This window comes from Sphingomonas crocodyli, assembly GCF_004005865.1.
GTDB classification, from domain to species: domain Bacteria; phylum Pseudomonadota; class Alphaproteobacteria; order Sphingomonadales; family Sphingomonadaceae; genus Rhizorhabdus; species Rhizorhabdus crocodyli.
Map to the genome: position 1 here is coordinate 1,461,340 of NZ_SACN01000001.1, position 17,385 is coordinate 1,478,724.

Sequence of the window (17,385 nt, forward strand, 5' to 3'; positions counted from 1 at the left end):
CTGCGTTGCTCAACCTTTGGTATTGCGTGCGTTACCAGCATGACTGGCGATTGGTTGCGCTGGCGGGCCTGATCTGCGGGCTGACCAGCCTTGCCGCCGTGACCTTGCTGCGCCAGCAGCGGGGCGAGGCGCTGTGGATCGATCGCCGCTGGCGGCTGACCGCGGGCGTGATGACCGGCTTCGGCATCTGGTCGGCGCATTTCGTCGCGATGCTCGGCTACAATACCGGTCCGATCGTGGTCGGCTACGCCTATGAGCAGACCGGGCTGTCGCTGATGGTCGCCATCATCATGACGATCGCGGGCTTCACGCTTCCGTATCGGCGCCGGCATTCGTGGCCGTTCCTGACCGCCGGTGGCGCGCTCGTCGGTGCCGGCATCACCGCGATGCACTATATCGGCATGAGCGGGGTCGAGTTTCCGGGGCATTTCGGCTGGGATGCCGGCCTCGTCGCCTTGTCAGCCTTGTGCGCGGTCGGCTTTGCGATCCCCGCGCTGACGCTCGCCTTGCGCTCACGCGGAGCGGGCAGCGGGCTGGCGGCCGGCGGGCTGCTGATGCTCGCGATCCTGTCGCTGCACTTCACCGGCATGTTGGCGCTGCAGGTCATTCCGGACGCCGATGGCGCGTCGGGCGAAAATATCCTCTCCCCGGTCACTTTGGGCCTCGTGATCGGCGCGCTGGCGCTCGCGGTTCTCCTGATCGGCATCGGCGCCTCGATCATCAACGCGACCGCCGTCGCCGCGATCAAGTCGCGCGGCCGCGAGTTCCGCATCCTGGTGCAGGGCATCACCGATTGCGCGCTCTACATGCTCAGCCTCGATGGCCGGGTGGTCAGCTGGAATGCGGGCGCGGCGCGGCTCAAGGGCTTCACGTCCGAAGAGGCGATCGGGCTCAACTTCGCCAGCTTCTATTCGCAGGATGATCAGGCGGCCGGCGCCCCACAGCGCGCGATCGCCGCGGCGCGCGACACGGGCAAATTCACCGCCGAGGGCTGGCGCTATCGCAAGGATGGCAGCCGCTTCTGGGCCAATGTGACGATCGAAGCCGTCGTCGGCGAACAGGGCGACATTATCGGCTTCGCCAAGATCACCCGCGATATCAGCCGTCAGAAGGAGGATCAGGACCGCCTGATCGCGCTGACCGAAAAGCTCGATGCCGCGCTCACCAACATGCATCAGGGGCTGGCCCTGTTCGATCCTGAGGAGCGGGTCGCCCTCGTCAACGCGCGCTTCCGCACGATGTACCGGCTGGGGCCGGACGTGGCGCTCGAAGGGCTCAGCTTCTCCGATTTCATGCGCACCGCCTTGCTCGCGCGCGGCAGCGTCATCGTCGATCAGCAGCGGATCGAGGCGGGGCGCGGCTGGCTGCGCGCCTGTCTGGCGCAACCGGGCGGCGGCGGATCGGTGACAATCGGTTTCGACGATGGCGGCGTGGTCGATGTATCCTATCAGGCGCTGCCCGATGGCGGCTTCGTCGCGACGTTCGAGGATGTGAGCGAGCGCCATCGATCCGAAGCGCGCATCGCGCATATGGCGATGCATGACGATCTGACCGGCCTGCCCAACCGCACCAATTTCAACGGCCAAGTCGAAGAGGCCGTCCGCCGTGCGCAGGCGGGAAACAGCAAGGTCGGCCTGGTCGTGATCGATCTCGACGGCTTCAAGGAGATCAACGACACATACGGTCACGGCGTCGGCGACATGATCCTCGAAACGCTCGGCCAGCGCATGTCGGCAATGCTGGGCGAGGGGCAGATCCTCGCGCGCTTCGGCGGCGACGAATTCGCGGCCGCTTGCAGCTTCACCGACGAAGCCGAACTTAACGGCTTCCTCGATCAACTGACGGACACGCTCGATGCCCCGATCGAGGGAGACGGGCTGGAGATCAAACCACGCGCCTGCCTGGGCGTTGCGATCTTCCCCGATGATGGCGGCGATCGCGAACAGATATTGAGCAACGCCGATCTCGCCATGTACCGCGCCAAGGCGACCCACGGCGTGCAGCTGTGCCGATACGAATATGGCATGGACGAGGTCGCGCGGAAGCGCCGCCAGATGGCGAACGACCTGCGTGATGCGATCGCGGTCGACGGCCTGTCGCTCGCCTATCAGGTGCAGCGCTCGCTCGATAGCGGCGAGGTCACGGGATATGAGGCGCTCGCGCGCTGGCAGCATCCGATCGATGGCTGGATCGCACCGCAGGACTTCATCTCGGTCGCTGAGGAAAGCGGCTGCATCATCGAACTGGGCGAATGCGTCCTGCGCCGTGCATGCCGCGAGGCGGCTTCGTGGCCCGAGCCCCATCGCGTCGCCGTGAACCTGTCGCCGGTCCAGCTCACCCGCCCGAGCCTTGCGACCACGCTTGCCGAAATCCTGCTGGAGACCGGGCTGCCGCCCAGCCGGCTGGAACTCGAGATCACCGAAACCGCGCTGATCGCCGACAAGACCAGCGCGCTCCACATCCTGCGCCAGATCAAGGCGATGGGCGTGTCGATCGCGATCGACGATTTCGGCACGGGCTATTCGTCGCTCGAAACGCTCCATTCCTTCCCATTCGACAAGATCAAGATCGATCGGTCGTTCGTGCTGGAATCGGAAAAGAGCGAACAGGCGCGCGCGATCATCCGCGCCGTGATCGCGCTCGGCTCGACGATCGGCATGCCGGTGCTCGCCGAGGGAGTCGAGACCGAAGCCCAGCTCGATATGCTGCGCTCCGAAGGCTGTTCGGAGGCGCAGGGTTACTTGCTGGGCCGGCCCTCGCTCGAGGGGCCGAGCGAGAGCAAGCCGTCGGAGATTATCCGCACGGCCATCCAGCGCGGCTGACCTTTCGCGGAACTGCGCCACTTTTCGGGGGCGTGCGGTTCGGCGTCGCGTGGCGTGCAGAACGGGGTCGCTAAAATCGCTACTGGAACGACGGTTGTGCGTTGTTGACCCGTCGCGCGGACGCACAATAGCCTTCCGTCCATGACCGATATTCTCGACCTTACCGCGTCGTCCGATGCGGTTATCGATGACGCCGTGGCGCATGCCGATCCGATGGTGTTGCGGGGCGTCCTCTATCAACTGACCGGTGATGACGAGCTGGCCAATATGGCGATGGCGCGCAGCACCCGCGAGGATCTGACGATCAGCGACGTCGAAAGCGTCGCCGATGTCGGCCTGCTGCGCGCGAAGGCGGCCGCCTTTCTGCGCGCGCGGCGCGACAGCGGGGCGTCGGGCGCCGATCTGGGATCGACCGACCGGCTGCTCAAAAGCCTGAGCATGACCGCGGGCTATGAATTGCCCGAGGCGGAGCGCGATCTGTGGATCGAGCAGGCGGCGTTCGATCCGATGCAGCGCGGGGTCCGCTGGTCCGGCGATGTTGCCCCGGCGGCGCGCGAAGGCTTCCGCGTTGCGGTGGTCGGCAGCGGGCTATCGGGCCTCGCCGCCGCCGTGCATCTGAAGCAGGCCGGCATTCCCTTCGTCGTGTTCGAAAAGAATGCGGAGGTCGGCGGCACCTGGTATGAAAACCGCTATCCGGGCGCGCGGGTCGACACCGCCAGCCGCGGCTATTCGCACCAGTTCGGTATCAACTATCCCTTCCCGCTCGCTTTCTGCGCGCGCGACGAGCAGCTGAAATATTTCAAGTGGATCGCCGACGAATACGGCCTGCGCGATCACATCCGCTTCAACACCGAGGTCAAGGCGATGACCTGGGATGAGGACGCAAAGCTGTGGGATATCCGCGCCGAGGGGCCGGATGGCGCGCAGGACGTGCGGGTGAACGCGGTCGTCAGCTGCGTAGGCTTCCTATCGCGTCCGCAGCTTCCCACGATCGAGGGGATGGAGAGCTTTCAGGGCACAGCCTGCCATTCGGCGCAATGGCCCGAAGGGCTCGGCGTCGATGGCAAGCGTGTTGCGGTGATCGGATCGGGCGCGTCGGGCTATCAGACGCTGCCGGTGATCGCGAAGACGGCGGCGCACACCTTCCTGTTTCAGCGAACGGCGAACTGGTGCTTCGACGATGCCGAATATCTGAAGACGACGCCGTGGCAGTTGCTGTGGCTCGAAAAGAACATTCCCTTCTACCTCAATTTCGAACGGCTGCGGCTGAACGCGCTGCGCCACCCGGATTCGGTGATGACGGGATGTCGTGCCGATCCGACCTATGTCGACGAACATGCGCGCAGCGCCGCGAACAAGCTCGTTCGCGACAATCGCGTCGCCTATATCAACCGCCAACTCGCCAGCCGGCCCGAACTGATCGACCGGATGATCCCGCCGACGCCGCCCTTGTCGTCGCGCCCGATCCGTGTCGATCCGGACGACAATGTCTATGGCGCGCTGTTGCAGGACAATGTGTCGCTGGTCAGCGATCCGATCGAACGGATCACGCCTGCGGGCGTGCGCGCCGGGGGGACGGATTATCCGGTCGACATCATCCTCTACGCCACCGGGTTCAAGGCGAACGATTTCCTGTGGCCGATGGAGGTGCGCGGCCGCGATGGCGCGCGGATCGAGGATCTGTGGGCGAAGGATGGGCCGCGCGCCTATCTGGGCGTGATGCTGCCGGGCTTCCCCAATCTGTTCATGTCCTACGGCCCGAACTCGAACAATTTCGGCGGCTTCCACGTCATCGATCTGCTCGAGCTTGCGGTGCAGTTCGCGGTCCGATCGATCGCCGGCCTGATCGAACGGGGCAAGGCGTCGGTGGAGGTGACCGCCGAAGGCTACGCCAAGTTCGCGGACGAACTCGACCGTGAGGAAGCGCACATGCTCTACATCGATAAGCGCGCGCATAATTATTATCAGAACGAACATGGCCGATCGGCGGTCAACGGCCCCATCGACATCCGCCGCATGTGGAACTGGCTGAAGGATCCCGCGCCTTCGGGCGCGCCGCAGGCAAAGACGGACGCGGGATTGCGCCCCTATTTCGGCGAGGATTTGATCGTCAGCTGAGCCGCCGGTCCCTCGGCCAGCGGGCTGGCGCCGCGTGCGCGCAGATCCTGTAACAGCACGCGCATCGCCCAGCCGCAGGCTTCGGCGGTCTGCGTGCCCGAAAGTCCCCAATGGTCGCGCATTTCCAGCCACGGTGTCGTGTGCAGCACCTGCAGGATCGCGGTCGCGAGCCGCTGATCCTCGGGCGGCAGTTCGGCCACCGCGTCGGCCGCCGCCGCGGTATAGCTTTCGACCCGGCGTTCGCGCTGCGACAGTCGCACGGCGCGGCCCTGCGGGGTCGATCGGATCAAAGTGGCATAGTCCGCAATCTTGTCGAAGCCTTCGTAGATACCCGGCATCGTCGCCAGCAAATCGGCCTCGGTGGTCGGAAAGGTGACATCCGGCCCCGCGAGCGAGGTCACCCCGGTCCACACCGACTGCATCAGCGCTTCGCGATCGGGGAAGTAGCGATAGACCGTCCGCCGGCCGACGCCCGCGCGTTCGGCGACCCGATCGTGATTGATGTCCTCCCCATCGTGCAGCAGCGACAGCAGCGCCTCGACGATGCGCTGGCGCGCGGCCTGCTTGCGGGGGGAGTTCTCGGCATCGTCGCTCATGGCGCGCTGGCTAAGGCGTGGCACAAAAAATGTCAAAACATCATTGACACAATTTGTGCCATATATCATTGGGCGCCGCCGAAAGGGGATAACCGATGCTGTTTCACGTTTCGATCAGTGCCGCCGATCCGAAGAATGTCGCCGATGTCATGGCCGAACTGATCGGCGGCCTCGCTTTGCCGTTTCCGCCGGTGTCCGACGCGAGCTGGATTGCGCTGTCCGACGATGCCTATCGCACCGCGATCGAGGTCTATCCGCTGGGCACGACGTTGCGTGAGGCGGATGGCGATGCCGACGCCTTTGGGAGCTGGGAAGGGCGCGATCGCTACACGCCGACCCATGCGGCGGTGGGCACCGAACTCGACATGGCGGCGGTGCTGGGCATCGCGCGGCGCGAAGGCTGGCCCGCCAAATATCGCAAGCGCGGCGGCATGTTCGGCGTGATCGAACTGTGGGTCGAAGGGCGCCAGATGCTGGAAATCCTCACGCCCGACATGCAGGCCGAATATCGCGCGACGACCACGATCGATGGCTGGCGCAGCCTGCTGGCGAGCATGCAACCCGCCTGAGCGCCAGGAGCGCCGCGACCGCGCAGGCCGCGGCGCTCCTGAAGCTTATTTCGAGGTTTCCTTCTCGATCAGCGCCTTCGCCTCGGCGATCGCCGCATCTTCCTTGGCCTCGCCGCTGATGATGTCCTCGGCGGTCAGCATCAGTTCGTGGCCGGTGGTCGATCCGAACTCCGGCTCCTCGGCCAGGGTCACGCCCTTCTTCGCCTTGATCACGCGATCCCAGTCGGCGCGGACGGCCGCCCAGTAATCGGCGGTCTTGACCCAATAATCCTCGGCCGCCTGCGCCGGGAAATCGGTGGCGGGGACGTAATTGTTGATTACCGTTTCGTGCACGTAGGTCGCGGGCTTGCCGTCCTTCGGGCCGATCTTGGCATTGTCCTGCTCATGCACCCAGCCGTTGGGCGTCAGCGCGTGGCGATTGACGCCCAGATAGTGATCGTAGGGCGGGTGGCGGGTCGCGTCGCGGCGGGCGAGGGGGCGCAGCGTTTCGTCGCTGGTCCAGCGCGTCACGCCGTCGTCATAGCGCCAGCGGCCGATGCCGCCGTAACGCGGGCTGTCGTCGGTCTGGTACACGGTCTGCGACCAGGCGCCCTTCGCATCGGTGGCCGCAACCGGCGTCAGCGTCCAGCGGCCCGGCCCGGCATAGGTCAGCACCGACTTGGGCTGCCACGCCCAATCCTGCCGCCAATGCTTGATGACCATCGGCTTCTTGCCGTCCTTCATGTCGACGACCAGCAGATGCTGGAGCGCGATCAGATCGGGTGTGTCGACGACGACGCGCACCACTTCGTGCCCGCCGCTCAGCTTCGACTTATAGGCTTCGTAGCCCGCGACGAAGGGGACGGTTTCGCGCATGTCGAACGTCACCTTGAAGGTGCCCGCCATCTTCAGGATCGCCGCGCGGTCCTGCGCCTTGTCCCCATAGACCGGCGCTGCGAGCGCAGGGGAGGTGGCGAAGGCGAAGGCCAAAGCGACCGCGATCAGATTGGTTCGGATCATCATCGTCCTCCTTACAGGCTCAGCGTCAGCGACGCGCCGAAATTGCGCCCCGGCTGGCTGAAGGCATCGCGGATCGTCGAGTTCGAAGCCAGCCCACGCGCATCGCTCCACCAGAAATATTTCTTGTCGAAGATGTTGAACAGCCCGACGCGCACCGTGGCATGCTCCATCACCTTGTACGATGCCGTCGCATCCAGCACCCAGAAACCGGGCGGCGTGAAGCAGACGGTGGTGGCGGTGTTGCAGCTGTTGTTGGTGCGCGACTGCTTCTTGCCCGCCGAATGGGTCCACACGACCTCGCCGCGGAAGGCGCCGCCTTCGGGCTGGTAGAAGGCGCCCGCGACGAACTTGAACGGTTCGACGCTGTCGAGCGGACGGGTGCCTGCGACGCCCGTCTGGCGCACCGATCCCTTCGCCCAGCTGGCTGCAGCGCGGACGCCCAAGCCCATGTCGGTCCGATATTCGCCCTTCGCCTCGATTCCGTGGATCTTCACGCGGCCCAGGTTCACATATTGATAGACCGCCGGATTGGCGGCGGTGAAGTTGCCGCTGATCTGGATCTGATCGATGAAGTTGCGGAACTTGCTGCTGAAACCCACGATCTCGGCCGAACCGTGCGTGTCGACGAAGCGGACGCCGCCTTCGACGCTGCGGCTCGATTCCGGCTTCAGGTTCGGGTTGGGGATCGACCGGTAATTGGCGACCACGTTCGCGAAGCTGTTGTTGAGCTGGTTCGGCTCGGGCGCCTTGAAGCCCTGCGTATAGTTACCGAACAGGCGGATATTCTCGGTCGGCTTCACGACCACACCGATGCGCGGGGTGAGTTTGGAATCGCTCTGCCCCTGCGGCACGAAGCCGCTGAACAGGGCATCGGCCTTCGGCTTCAGCTTGTAATGATCCCAGCGCAGGGCCGGGAACAAAGTGACGAGGCCGCCCGCAATGCTGATCTCGTCCTGCACGAACAGGCCGGTCAGGTCATAGTCGGTCGTCGGGAAGGCGCGGGTCGGATAGACTTCGCCCGCCGGCGGCACGGTGCCATCGCGCACGCCGGTCTGCTTCGTTTCCGAATGATCGGCGCCATAGACGATCAGATGTTCGATATCGCCCGTCTCGAACTTGCTTTCGAGCTGGAGCATCCCGCCCCACACGCGGTTGTCGAAGCGGTTGATGCGGATGCGATCGGCGGCGGTGCTGCGATCCTCGGCCGCAGTCTGCAGCGTCTCGGACTTCTGATACCACAGCGCGGCGCGCGCACCGGACAACAGCCCTTCGCCGACATAGCGATAGTCGATCGTGCCGCGATTGCGCTTCGTATCGTCGGCGGCGGTAAGACCAAGAACCGACGTGGCGGCCAGCGGCGGTTTGGCGATCGCGCTCAGGACGTTGGTATCGACGTCATTGTCGAAATGTTCGTAGGTGAAGCGCAGGCGATGCGCGTCCTCGGGCTGCCACACCAGCCGGCCGAGCACCGCGTTGGACGATGTGTCCTGCGGGTTCGGGGTGGTGCGATCGACGTTCGCGGCGTCGTTCGTGCCCTTATTGTCCAGTTCCTTGCCGTCGCGGCGTGTGTAGGCGACCATCGCCGAAACATCGCCCGCCTTGGCGGCCGCGACGCCGCCCTTGACCCAGCTTTCGTCCGACGAGTCATAACCGACGCGCACGCCGCCGCCGATGCTCTTGCCGTCCTTCAGGAAATCGATCGGATCCTTGGTGACGAAGCTCACCGCGCCCGCCACGCCGTCGCTGCCGTACAGCGCCGAGGCCGGGCCGCGCAGGATTTCGACCGATTTGATCAGGTCGAGATCGACATAGTCGCCGCGGCCGACATTCTGCGCGCCGAAGCTGAAGCCGTCCGGCACGCGCACGCCGTCGACGGTGATGAGGACGCGATTGCCCTCGAGCCCGCGAATGTTGAAGCCGCTGTCGCGGTCACGCCCGGTCGAGCTGCCCGCCGCGGTGAAGCGCGCGGGCGCGCGGCGCACGGTGACGCCGGGTTCGTAGCGGACCAGATCTTTCACATCGTTGATGAAGCGATCGTCGATCGTCTGCGCGTCGATCACCGACACGGTCGCCGGCACGTCGATCACCGCCTTTTCGGTGCGCGTCGCGGTCACGGTGATGGTGTCCGCATCGTTCGCCGCCGCCGCATCGGCAATCGCCGCCGCCTGCGCCTGGCAAGACACCGCCAGTGCCGCGAAGCATACGCTCCGCAGCAGGAAATTGGTCGTCATTCTCATTCCCCTTATCGCTCTGGCGAGACTTGCTAATGCGAGTCGTTCTCGTTAGCAAGTGTGCAATCGACGACGTAACGAAAGAGGGCGATCATGGTGGGTTCACGGACGGTGCGGGGGCGGTGGCCGTTGAAGGCGCGGGCAAGCGCCGCGTGGCGCGACGTCGCACTGGCGGGGTTGCTGGGGCCGATGGCGGCGCCCGCCTTCGCGCACATGCCCTATATCGCCCCGGCGGTGTTCGACGTTGGGCAGCGTGACAAGGTCGTGATCGAGGCGAGCTTCACCGAAGACGCCTTCCGCCCCGAAATCATCATGAACGATGCGCCGTTCGAAGTGACCGGCCCCGACGGCGCGGTCCGCCGCCTGCCCAACCCGGCGACCTTCGCCGATCGTGCGGTGGTGGAGGCGACCTTGCCCGCCGACGGCATTTACCGCCTGTCCTCGGGCCAGCGTTATGGCCGGATGAATCAGATGTATCGCAGCGGCACCGACTGGAAGTTCGTGGCCGAAGGCTCCACGCCGCCGACCGGAGCGGAAACCCGCAAGGTGCAGAGCACCACGCTGGCCGACGCTTATGTTCTGCGTGGCAAGCCTGGCGCAAAGGGGGCGCTCGATGCGCGCGGCAAGGCGCTGGAACTGCACCCGCTGTCCGATCCGACCGCAATCGGCGCGGGCGAGCCGTTCGCGCTCGAAGTCCTTTATCAGGGCAAGCCGCTGGCCGGTGCCGACGTCACGGTCTTCCGCGAAGCCGGCCTCTATGACGGTCGCAAGACGGTGGGCGAGATCAAGAGCGGCACCGACGGCAAGATCGCCGTCACCGCGCCCGATGCGGGGCGATACCTGCTGCTCGTCCGTCATCGCGACAGCGCGCCTGCGGGCGCCGATGCGCCTTATTACAGCTACACGGTGACGCTGGCGTTCGAGGCGACCTGATCGCGCCTTGCGTGTGTAATGCAATCGGATGCATGAACGGCGCGTAGCGATAACGCGCCGTTAAATGCTGATGTCTAGCAGCGGGTTGTCATCAGGGATCCCCGCGTGAAGCCAACCGAACCATTGCCGTTGTTTCACAGCTGGCCGATCCTCGACAGCGATCGGCATTTCGATCTGTGCCATCTGGTCGATGGCGACGCGGCGGCCACCTTGTCGGCAGTCGACGACGCCTTCCTCGCGCGTCACTCCATCGGGCGGTGGGAGTGCGATCTGAAGGACAGTCGACTGACCTGGTCGGACGCGGTCTATGATCTGTTCGGCCTGCCGCGCGGCACCGATCTCTCGCGTGCGGCGACGGTCGCGCAATATTCCGAAGACTCGCGCGCTGCGATGGAGCGGCTGCGCGCTTATGCGATCCAGCATCATCGCGGCTTCACGCTCGATGCGCAGATCCGCGCGACCGACGGCACACCGCGCTGGATGCGCCTGATCGCCGCGCCGGTCTGCGTGGGCAATCGCGCGATCCGCCTCGTGGGGCTGAAACGTGAATTGTCGCCCCGCCACTGATTGCCCGCCACTGATTTGGCAGCCGCCGCCCCGCCGCCTATAGCCGCTGGCTAACGATCGAAAGGGGCGGGGATGGACGAACGCAGCGATCTCGACCGGTCCTATCGCAAGATCGGCCTGCGGCTGATCCCCTTCCTCTTCGTCTGCTATCTCTTCAACTATATCGATCGGGTGAATGTCGGCTTCGCCAAGCTGCGGATGCTCGACGATCTGGGGATGAGCGAGGTCGTCTATGGCCTCGCCGCCGGCATCTTCTTCATCGGCTATCTGGCGTTCGGCGTGCCGAGCAACCTGATCCTCCAGCGGGTCGGCGCACGGCGCTGGATCGCGGTGATGATGGTGGTGTGGGGCGTCTTCTCGGTCGGGCTGATGTTCGTGCGGACCCCGATCGAATTCTACGTCCTGCGCTTCCTGACAGGTGCTGCGGAGGCGGGATTCTTCCCTGGCATCGTCTTCTATCTGACGCGCTGGTTTCCGCCCGAACGCCACGGCCGGGTGATGACGGTGTTCATGTCGGCCATCCCGATGTCGGGCGTGCTGGGCGGGCCGGTATCGGGCTGGATCCTGGCGCATTTTCGCGAGGGGCAGGGTGGGCTGCTCGATTGGCAGTGGCTCTATCTGTTGCAAGGCGCGCCGACCGTGCTGCTGGGCGTGCTGGTGTGGTTCGTATTGAGCGACGGGATCGAGACTGCGCCGTGGCTGACGCCCGACGAGCGTACGGCTCTGACCGATGCCCTGCGCCGCGGCGATGAGGCGCAAGGCGAGGCTCCCGTTTCGCTGCGCATCGCTTTGCTCGAAGGCGGATTGTGGACGCTCGGCCTGATCTATTTCTGCATCCAGAGCGGGGTCTATGCGATCAACTTCTGGCTGCCGACGATCATCAGCGCGAGCGGCGAGACCGAACCGCTGATGATCGGGTTGATGAGCGCGGTGCCCTATGCCGCTGCGGTCGTCTTCATGCTGCTGCTCGGCCGGTCAGGCGATCGTCGGAACGAGCGGCGCTGGCACCTGATCGTCCCGATGGCCGTGGGCGCGATCGGCCTGCTGCTCGCGGGCGGTGCGCCGAATGCGGTCGGCCTCTCGCTGTTCGGCATGACGCTGGCGGCGGCAGGCGCGCTGTCGGCGCTGCCGATGTTTTGGCCGATCGCCAATCGCTATCTCAGCGCCTCGACCGCCGCCGGCGGCCTCGCGCTGATCAACTCGATCGGGCAGATTGCGGGCTTCCTGAGCCCCTATATGGTCGGCTGGATTAAGCAGGCGTCGGGCACGACCAGCCTTGCTCTGTTCGTCCTCGCCGCCGCCTTGCTGATCGGCATCGCTCTCGTCCTGCGCGCGACCGCACGGCCGGGGATGCGATAGGCCGATGCGCATCGTCATCGCCCCGGATTCGTTCAAGGAGAGCCTGAGCGCGCGCGATGTCGCCCACGCGATCGAGAGCGGCTTTCGCGACGTGCTTCCCGACGCGGACTATGCCTGCATCCCGATGGCGGACGGCGGGGAGGGGACGCTCGACGCGCTGATCGACGCGACGGGAGGCGAGCGCGTGCCCTGCACCGTCACCGGGCCGCTGGGCGCGCCGGTCGACGCGCTGTTCGGGATCCTTGGCGACGGGCGGGGCGCGATCATCGAAATGGCGTCCGCCAGCGGGTTGATGCTGGTGCCGGAGGGGGAGCGCGATGTGATGCGCGCGACGACCTATGGCGTCGGCCAACTCATCGTCGCGGCGCTCGATCGGGGCGTGCGCGACTTCCTGATCGCCATCGGCGGCAGCGCGACCAACGATGGCGGCGCGGGCATGGCGCAGGCGCTGGGCGTCCGCTTGCTCGATGCGGACGGACGGGAGGTCGCGCGTGGCGGCGGCGGTCTCGGGGCACTCGCACGGATCGACGTCTCGGGGATCGATCCACGCGTGGTCGAAAGCCGCTTCCGCGTGCTGAGCGACGTGGACAATCCGCTCGTCGGCCCGCGCGGCGCATCGGCGATCTTCGGTCCGCAAAAGGGTGCGACCCCGGCGCAGGTCGAGACGCTCGACGCCAATTTGCGGCATTATGCCGACTGCATCGCCGCGCAGCTTGGCCTTGCGGTGGCGGACACGCCCGGCGCCGGTGCGGCGGGCGGTCTTGGTGCCGGCCTGATCGCCTTCTGCAACGCCGCCTTGGAGCCGGGGATCGAAACCGTCGCCGATCTGGTCGGCCTCGACGCGGCGATCGCACACGCCGATCTGGTCATCACCGGAGAGGGCCGGATCGACGGCCAGACCATTCACGGCAAGACCCCCATTGGCGTCGCCCGGATCGCGCGCCGGCACGGCAAGCCCGTCGTCGCCATCGCCGGAATGCTGGGCGCTGGCGCGGAAGAAACCTTCGCGCATGGCATCGATGCGATGTTCGGCGTCGTGCCCGGACCCTGCACCGTCGCCGATGCGCTCGCCGCCGCCTCGGAAAATGTCCGTGCGACCGCGCGCAACATCGCTGCGACGATTAGGATCGCGCTTCCATAAGATAGGGAGAGCGAGTGATGACCAAGGGTGCCGAGGCGCTGTGCGAAAGCTACGGCCAGGCGATGATCGCCAAGGATGGCCGCGCGATCGCAGGCCACTATGTCTTTCCGTACGTCTCCTTCACGCAGGGCCGCGTCCACAGCTTCGAGGATCGCGCGACCGCCGATGCGGCGTGCACCGGGCAGGTCGAGCGGTTCGATCGCGTCGGCGTGGGCACCGATATCCGCCTGATCGATTATAAGGTCGTCCCGGTATCGGCCGGTTCGGCGCTGTGCCATCTGACGTGGGAGGTCTTTCCGGTGGACGGCACGCCCGGCTGGAAATGGACCAACGTCTATGGATATCGGAAGCGCGGCGACGAAGAAGGGTTCGAATTCAACATCTCGGACAATGAGATGGGCGAACTGCTCAGCCGCTATCCCGATTTCTTCAGGCGCTGAGAGGGCCAAATGTCCGGTCGCGGAAGGGTGTGCGACCGGACCAGGTTGGAGATGAGCTACGGTGCTGGCGCCGCCGACACCGGTGGATCATCGCTGACAAGCTAAGCGGGCCGGCGGCTTGATGTCGCGGTCGCTCTGGATAAAGGTATCATCCAGTGATGCCACAACAGCCATCAAGCGATCCATCGGTTGCCGAAATGGAGCAACTCCTGTCGCGTCTGCGACGAATGTTGCGCGGCGCTGGCTGGACGCAGGCGGCGCTGGCGATCGAACTGGGCGTCGGCCCGGCCACGATCAAACGCTGGCTGCACGGGCGCGGCCTTTCGGTGCAGATGCTCGGCCGCCTGTGCGCGCTGGCGCATACCAGCCTCGCCGAACTGGCCGACGATTGCGGCAACCGATCGCAGGGGCAGGACGATCTCACGCTCGCGCAGGAAGAGGCGCTGACGCGTGATGCCAATCTGTCGACGATCTTCTTCCTGATCGTCAACGGCTGGCCGCTGTCCGAGGCGACCGAAGGCTTCCGTATTCCGGCTGACGAAGCCGATCGCCACGTCGAACGGCTGGAGCGGCTCGCGCTGATCGATCGCCTGCCCGGCGGGCGGGTGCGCGCGCGGTTGCGCCCCGATCATAAATGGCAACGCGCGCCGATGCGGCGGCATTTCGATCAGCATCTCAAACCACTGTTCTTCTCGATGGACTATGGCGATCCCGAAGCGATGTTCGGCGCCGAAACGCAGAAACTCTCCCCGACGGGCGTCGCCAGACTGCGCGAACTGATCGAGACGTTTCGGGGCGATGTCCGCGCGATTGCGATGGAGGATCGGCGCACCGCCACCTTGCCCGGCCAATGGTATGCGGTGCTCGCGGTTGCCCGCACCTTGTGGCCGAAAAGGCGCTGATAAGACGCCTCGCTCCGCCCCGCCGTAGAAGCGCGGATCGCCTCTTGACGAGTATCATTCTTGTCATACTGTCACACCAAATCAAAAGCGCGACACGTGTAAAAACAAGGGCTTCGCCCGACACGGTTGCGGACAAAGGAGAGGATAGTCGATGAATCGAGGCAATTCGACCTGACAACCGACAGGGCGTTCGTCGACCGGAATAGCGGCGGCGATTGGTCCCCAGCATGGCGCCGCACACCATCGGTAACGCACCCCGGGCAGCGGGTGCGGAGCCGCGAATACCTGCGCACATGATAAAACTGGGGAGGATAATATGCGTTTCAGCACCCTCGCGCTCTGCGGCGTGTCCGTTCTGGCCACCGCAGCGCACGCCGAACAGGCGGGGCCGCCGCTCGACAACACATCGCTCGAAGAAATCGTCGTGACCGCACAGCGGCGCGAGGAAAGCCTGCAGAAGGTTCCCGTCGCCGTCACCGCGATCAGCAGCGAACAGCTCGATCAGATGCGGATCACCAACGTCAAAAATCTGGCGGGCCTCGCCCCCAGCCTGCAGATCAATACGCAGGGCCTTGCGTCCAACCCGACGATCATCATCCGCGGCATCGCATCGGGCACGTCGAACAATGCGGTCGATCCGAAGGTCGGCATCTATCTCGACGGCGTCTATATCGGCCGCACGGTCGGCTCGGTGTTCGATCTGGCCGATATCCAGCGGGTCGAGGTGCTGCGTGGTCCGCAGGGCACCCTGTTCGGCCGTAATGCCACGTCGGGCGCGATCAGCCTCGTCTCCGCCGCGCCCAAGGGCGAATGGGGGCTGAAGGCCACCGGATCCTACGGCAATTACGATGCGTGGCGCGGCAAGGCGGTGCTCGATCTGCCCGCCTTCGGCCCCTTCACCGTCAAGCTCGCCTATCTCCACGATCAGATCGACGGCGACTATACCAACCTGATCGGCGGCAAGACGTTCAACCTGTCGCTGCGCGATCCGTCTTTCGGCACGCAGACCTATGCGAAGAAGCTGGGCGGCCGGAATATCGACGGCGGCCAGATCGCGGTGCGCGGCGAGTTCGGATCGCTCGTCACCGATTACCGCTTCGATTATACGGACTCGCGCTCGGTCGCGCGCCCTGCGCAGAATTTCGGCGTGATCCCCGATCAGTCGGGTCAGATCCTCGCGCCGATCTTCGCGCTTCAGCCTTTGTTCGGGGGCATCACCAACACATCGCCCACCCGGCTTCGCGCGGTCGCCAATGCGACCAGCGAGGAACATGTGGTGACGCAGGGCCACAGCTTCACGATGACGCTGAACGCGACCGATCGTCTGACGGTCAAGAGCATCACCGCCTATCGCAAGTTCCGGCAGGATCCGAACCTGTTCGATCTCGCCTCGACCGGCGGCCTGCGTTTCACCTTCGCGCAGTTCGGCGCGCTGATCACACCGGGGCTCACCCCCGCGCAGATCCAGGGCGCCTTGTTCGCGCCCGCTAACATCCCCGGCCCGAACGATTACTTCTTCTCGCTGCTGGCGGCGCGCAAGACCAGCCAGCGGCAGTTCAGCCAGGAGGTTCAGTTCCAGATCGACGGCGACAATTACGATTTGACCACGGGCGTCTTCTATTTCCACGAACGATCGCCCGCGACCGACATTCTGGGCGTGCTCCAGCCGATGCCGGGCGGCGTGAACGTGCCGAGCCCGCTCGACGCCGCATTCGGCAGCGGCGTTACCCGCACGCTGGCGATCAACGACAGCTGGGCGGGCTACGGCCAGCTCACCTACCACCTGACCGACACGTTCGACGTGACCGCGGGTCTGCGCGGCACGATCGACGATCGTGAGAACGTCATCTCGTCGGTGTCGGGTGCGCAGGGCGGTCAGCTGGGTGTTGGCACCTACAAGGTCTCGTACAAGCGGCTCACCTATACCGGCATCGCGACCTGGCGGCCGAACAGCGACGCCACCGTCTATGCCAAGGTGTCCAGCGGCTATGTCGCGGGCGGCATCCTGAGCGGTATCGCCTACAAGCCCGAAACGCTGCTGGCCTACGAAGTGGGCGCGAAGACGCAGCTGTTCAACAACCGGCTGCGCCTGAACGCCTCGGCCTATATCAGCGACTATAAGGATCTGCAGACGCAGAACTTCATCAACGGGCGCCAATTCTTCGACAATGCCGGTAAGGCCGACATCAAGGGCTTCGAACTGGAGGCCGAATGGCTGCCGGTGCGCGGCCTGATGCTCAGCGGGAACATCGGCTATGCGGACCTGAACTATAAGACGTTCATCCTGAACGGCGTCGACGTCGCCAGCTTCGCGCGCACGACCTACAGCTCGAAATGGACCGGCCGGCTGAGCGCGCAATATGATGCGCCCGATATGGGCAATGGCATGCACCTGCAGGGCCGGGCCGAGGGGCGCTATCGCAGCCACTATTTCCTGACGTCCACCCCGCAACGGAACATCCTGAACGGGCAAACGGTGCTGGAAGAGTTCAACCGGCGGCCGGGCTACTGGCTGGTCGACGGCCGCTTCGGGCTGGTCGACATTCCGGTCGGCGGCGCGAAGGCGTCGGTTTCGGCCTTCGGTCAGAACCTGTTCGACAAGAAGATCGTGTCGTTCGGTGCATCGGTGCTGGCGCTGTCCGGCACCTATGAGCGCGGACGCACGTACGGCGTCGAACTCGGCTTCGCATTTTGATGGGGCGCCGGGG

Annotated in this window: 13 protein-coding genes; 10 read left to right on the forward strand and 3 right to left on the reverse strand. The window is 65.3% G+C overall.

Annotated elements, in window-relative coordinates; all coding sequences use genetic code 11:
* Positions 1-5 precede the first annotated feature (5 nt).
* Together EOD43_RS06860 and EOD43_RS06865 are read left to right on the forward strand one after the other, a co-directional pair.
* The gene (locus EOD43_RS06860; protein WP_127742338.1) at positions 6-2,822 is read left to right on the forward strand and encodes a bifunctional diguanylate cyclase/phosphodiesterase; all 2,817 of its coding nucleotides are present in this window, start codon (positions 6-8) and stop codon (positions 2,820-2,822) included.
* Positions 2,823-2,963: 141 nt separating this feature from the next.
* The gene (locus tag EOD43_RS06865) at positions 2,964-4,940 is read left to right on the forward strand and encodes a flavin-containing monooxygenase (RefSeq protein WP_127742340.1); all 1,977 of its coding nucleotides are present in this window, start codon (positions 2,964-2,966) and stop codon (positions 4,938-4,940) included.
* Here EOD43_RS06865 and EOD43_RS06870 read toward each other — a convergent pair.
* Positions 4,910-5,536, reverse strand: a complete 627-nt coding sequence (locus tag EOD43_RS06870; RefSeq protein WP_127742342.1) for a TetR/AcrR family transcriptional regulator — start codon at positions 5,534-5,536, stop codon at positions 4,910-4,912. The genes EOD43_RS06865 and EOD43_RS06870 overlap by 31 nt on opposite strands.
* Positions 5,537-5,631: 95 nt before the next feature.
* Here EOD43_RS06870 and EOD43_RS06875 point away from each other — a divergent pair, with 95 nt between their 5' ends.
* Positions 5,632-6,105, forward strand: a complete 474-nt coding sequence (locus EOD43_RS06875; RefSeq protein WP_127742344.1) for a hypothetical protein — start codon at positions 5,632-5,634, stop codon at positions 6,103-6,105.
* Between the two features lie 45 nt (positions 6,106-6,150).
* Here EOD43_RS06875 and EOD43_RS06880 read toward each other — a convergent pair whose 3' ends face one another.
* Together EOD43_RS06880 and EOD43_RS06885 are read right to left on the reverse strand one after the other, a co-directional pair.
* Positions 6,151-7,107: a DUF6607 family protein gene (locus EOD43_RS06880; protein WP_127742346.1), complete on the reverse strand. Its 957-nt coding sequence runs from the start codon at positions 7,105-7,107 to the stop codon at positions 6,151-6,153.
* An 8-nt stretch (positions 7,108-7,115) separates the two neighbouring features.
* Positions 7,116-9,335, reverse strand: coding sequence for a TonB-dependent hemoglobin/transferrin/lactoferrin family receptor (locus EOD43_RS06885; protein WP_127742348.1), 2,220 nt, complete (start codon positions 9,333-9,335; stop codon positions 7,116-7,118).
* 93 nt (positions 9,336-9,428) lie between these two features.
* On the opposite strand from EOD43_RS06885, the gene EOD43_RS06890 reads away from it, so the two are divergent.
* The 7 genes from EOD43_RS06890 to EOD43_RS06920 all read left to right on the forward strand — a co-directional run bounded on the left by EOD43_RS06890 (position 9,429) and on the right by EOD43_RS06920 (position 17,372).
* Entirely contained in the window at positions 9,429-10,268 is an 840-nt protein-coding gene (locus EOD43_RS06890; RefSeq protein WP_240653110.1) for a DUF4198 domain-containing protein, read from the forward strand.
* 105 nt (positions 10,269-10,373) lie between these two features.
* Entirely contained in the window at positions 10,374-10,835 is a 462-nt protein-coding gene (locus EOD43_RS06895; RefSeq protein ID WP_127742350.1) for a hypothetical protein, read from the forward strand.
* Between the two features lie 72 nt (positions 10,836-10,907).
* Entirely contained in the window at positions 10,908-12,194 is a 1,287-nt protein-coding gene (locus EOD43_RS06900) for an MFS transporter (protein WP_127742352.1), read from the forward strand.
* Between the two features lie 4 nt (positions 12,195-12,198).
* Positions 12,199-13,335, forward strand: coding sequence for a glycerate kinase (locus EOD43_RS06905; RefSeq protein WP_127742354.1), 1,137 nt, complete (start codon positions 12,199-12,201; stop codon positions 13,333-13,335).
* 17 nt (positions 13,336-13,352) lie between these two features.
* Positions 13,353-13,775, forward strand: a complete 423-nt coding sequence (locus EOD43_RS06910) for a hypothetical protein (protein WP_127742356.1) — start codon at positions 13,353-13,355, stop codon at positions 13,773-13,775.
* A gap of 197 nt (positions 13,776-13,972) precedes the next feature.
* A complete protein-coding gene (locus EOD43_RS06915) occupies positions 13,973-14,677 on the forward strand; it encodes a helix-turn-helix domain-containing protein (protein ID WP_276318184.1) in 705 nt (234 codons plus the stop codon).
* A gap of 316 nt (positions 14,678-14,993) precedes the next feature.
* Positions 14,994-17,372, forward strand: coding sequence for a TonB-dependent receptor (locus EOD43_RS06920; RefSeq protein WP_127742360.1), 2,379 nt, complete (start codon positions 14,994-14,996; stop codon positions 17,370-17,372).
* The last annotated feature ends 13 nt before the right edge of the window (positions 17,373-17,385 follow it).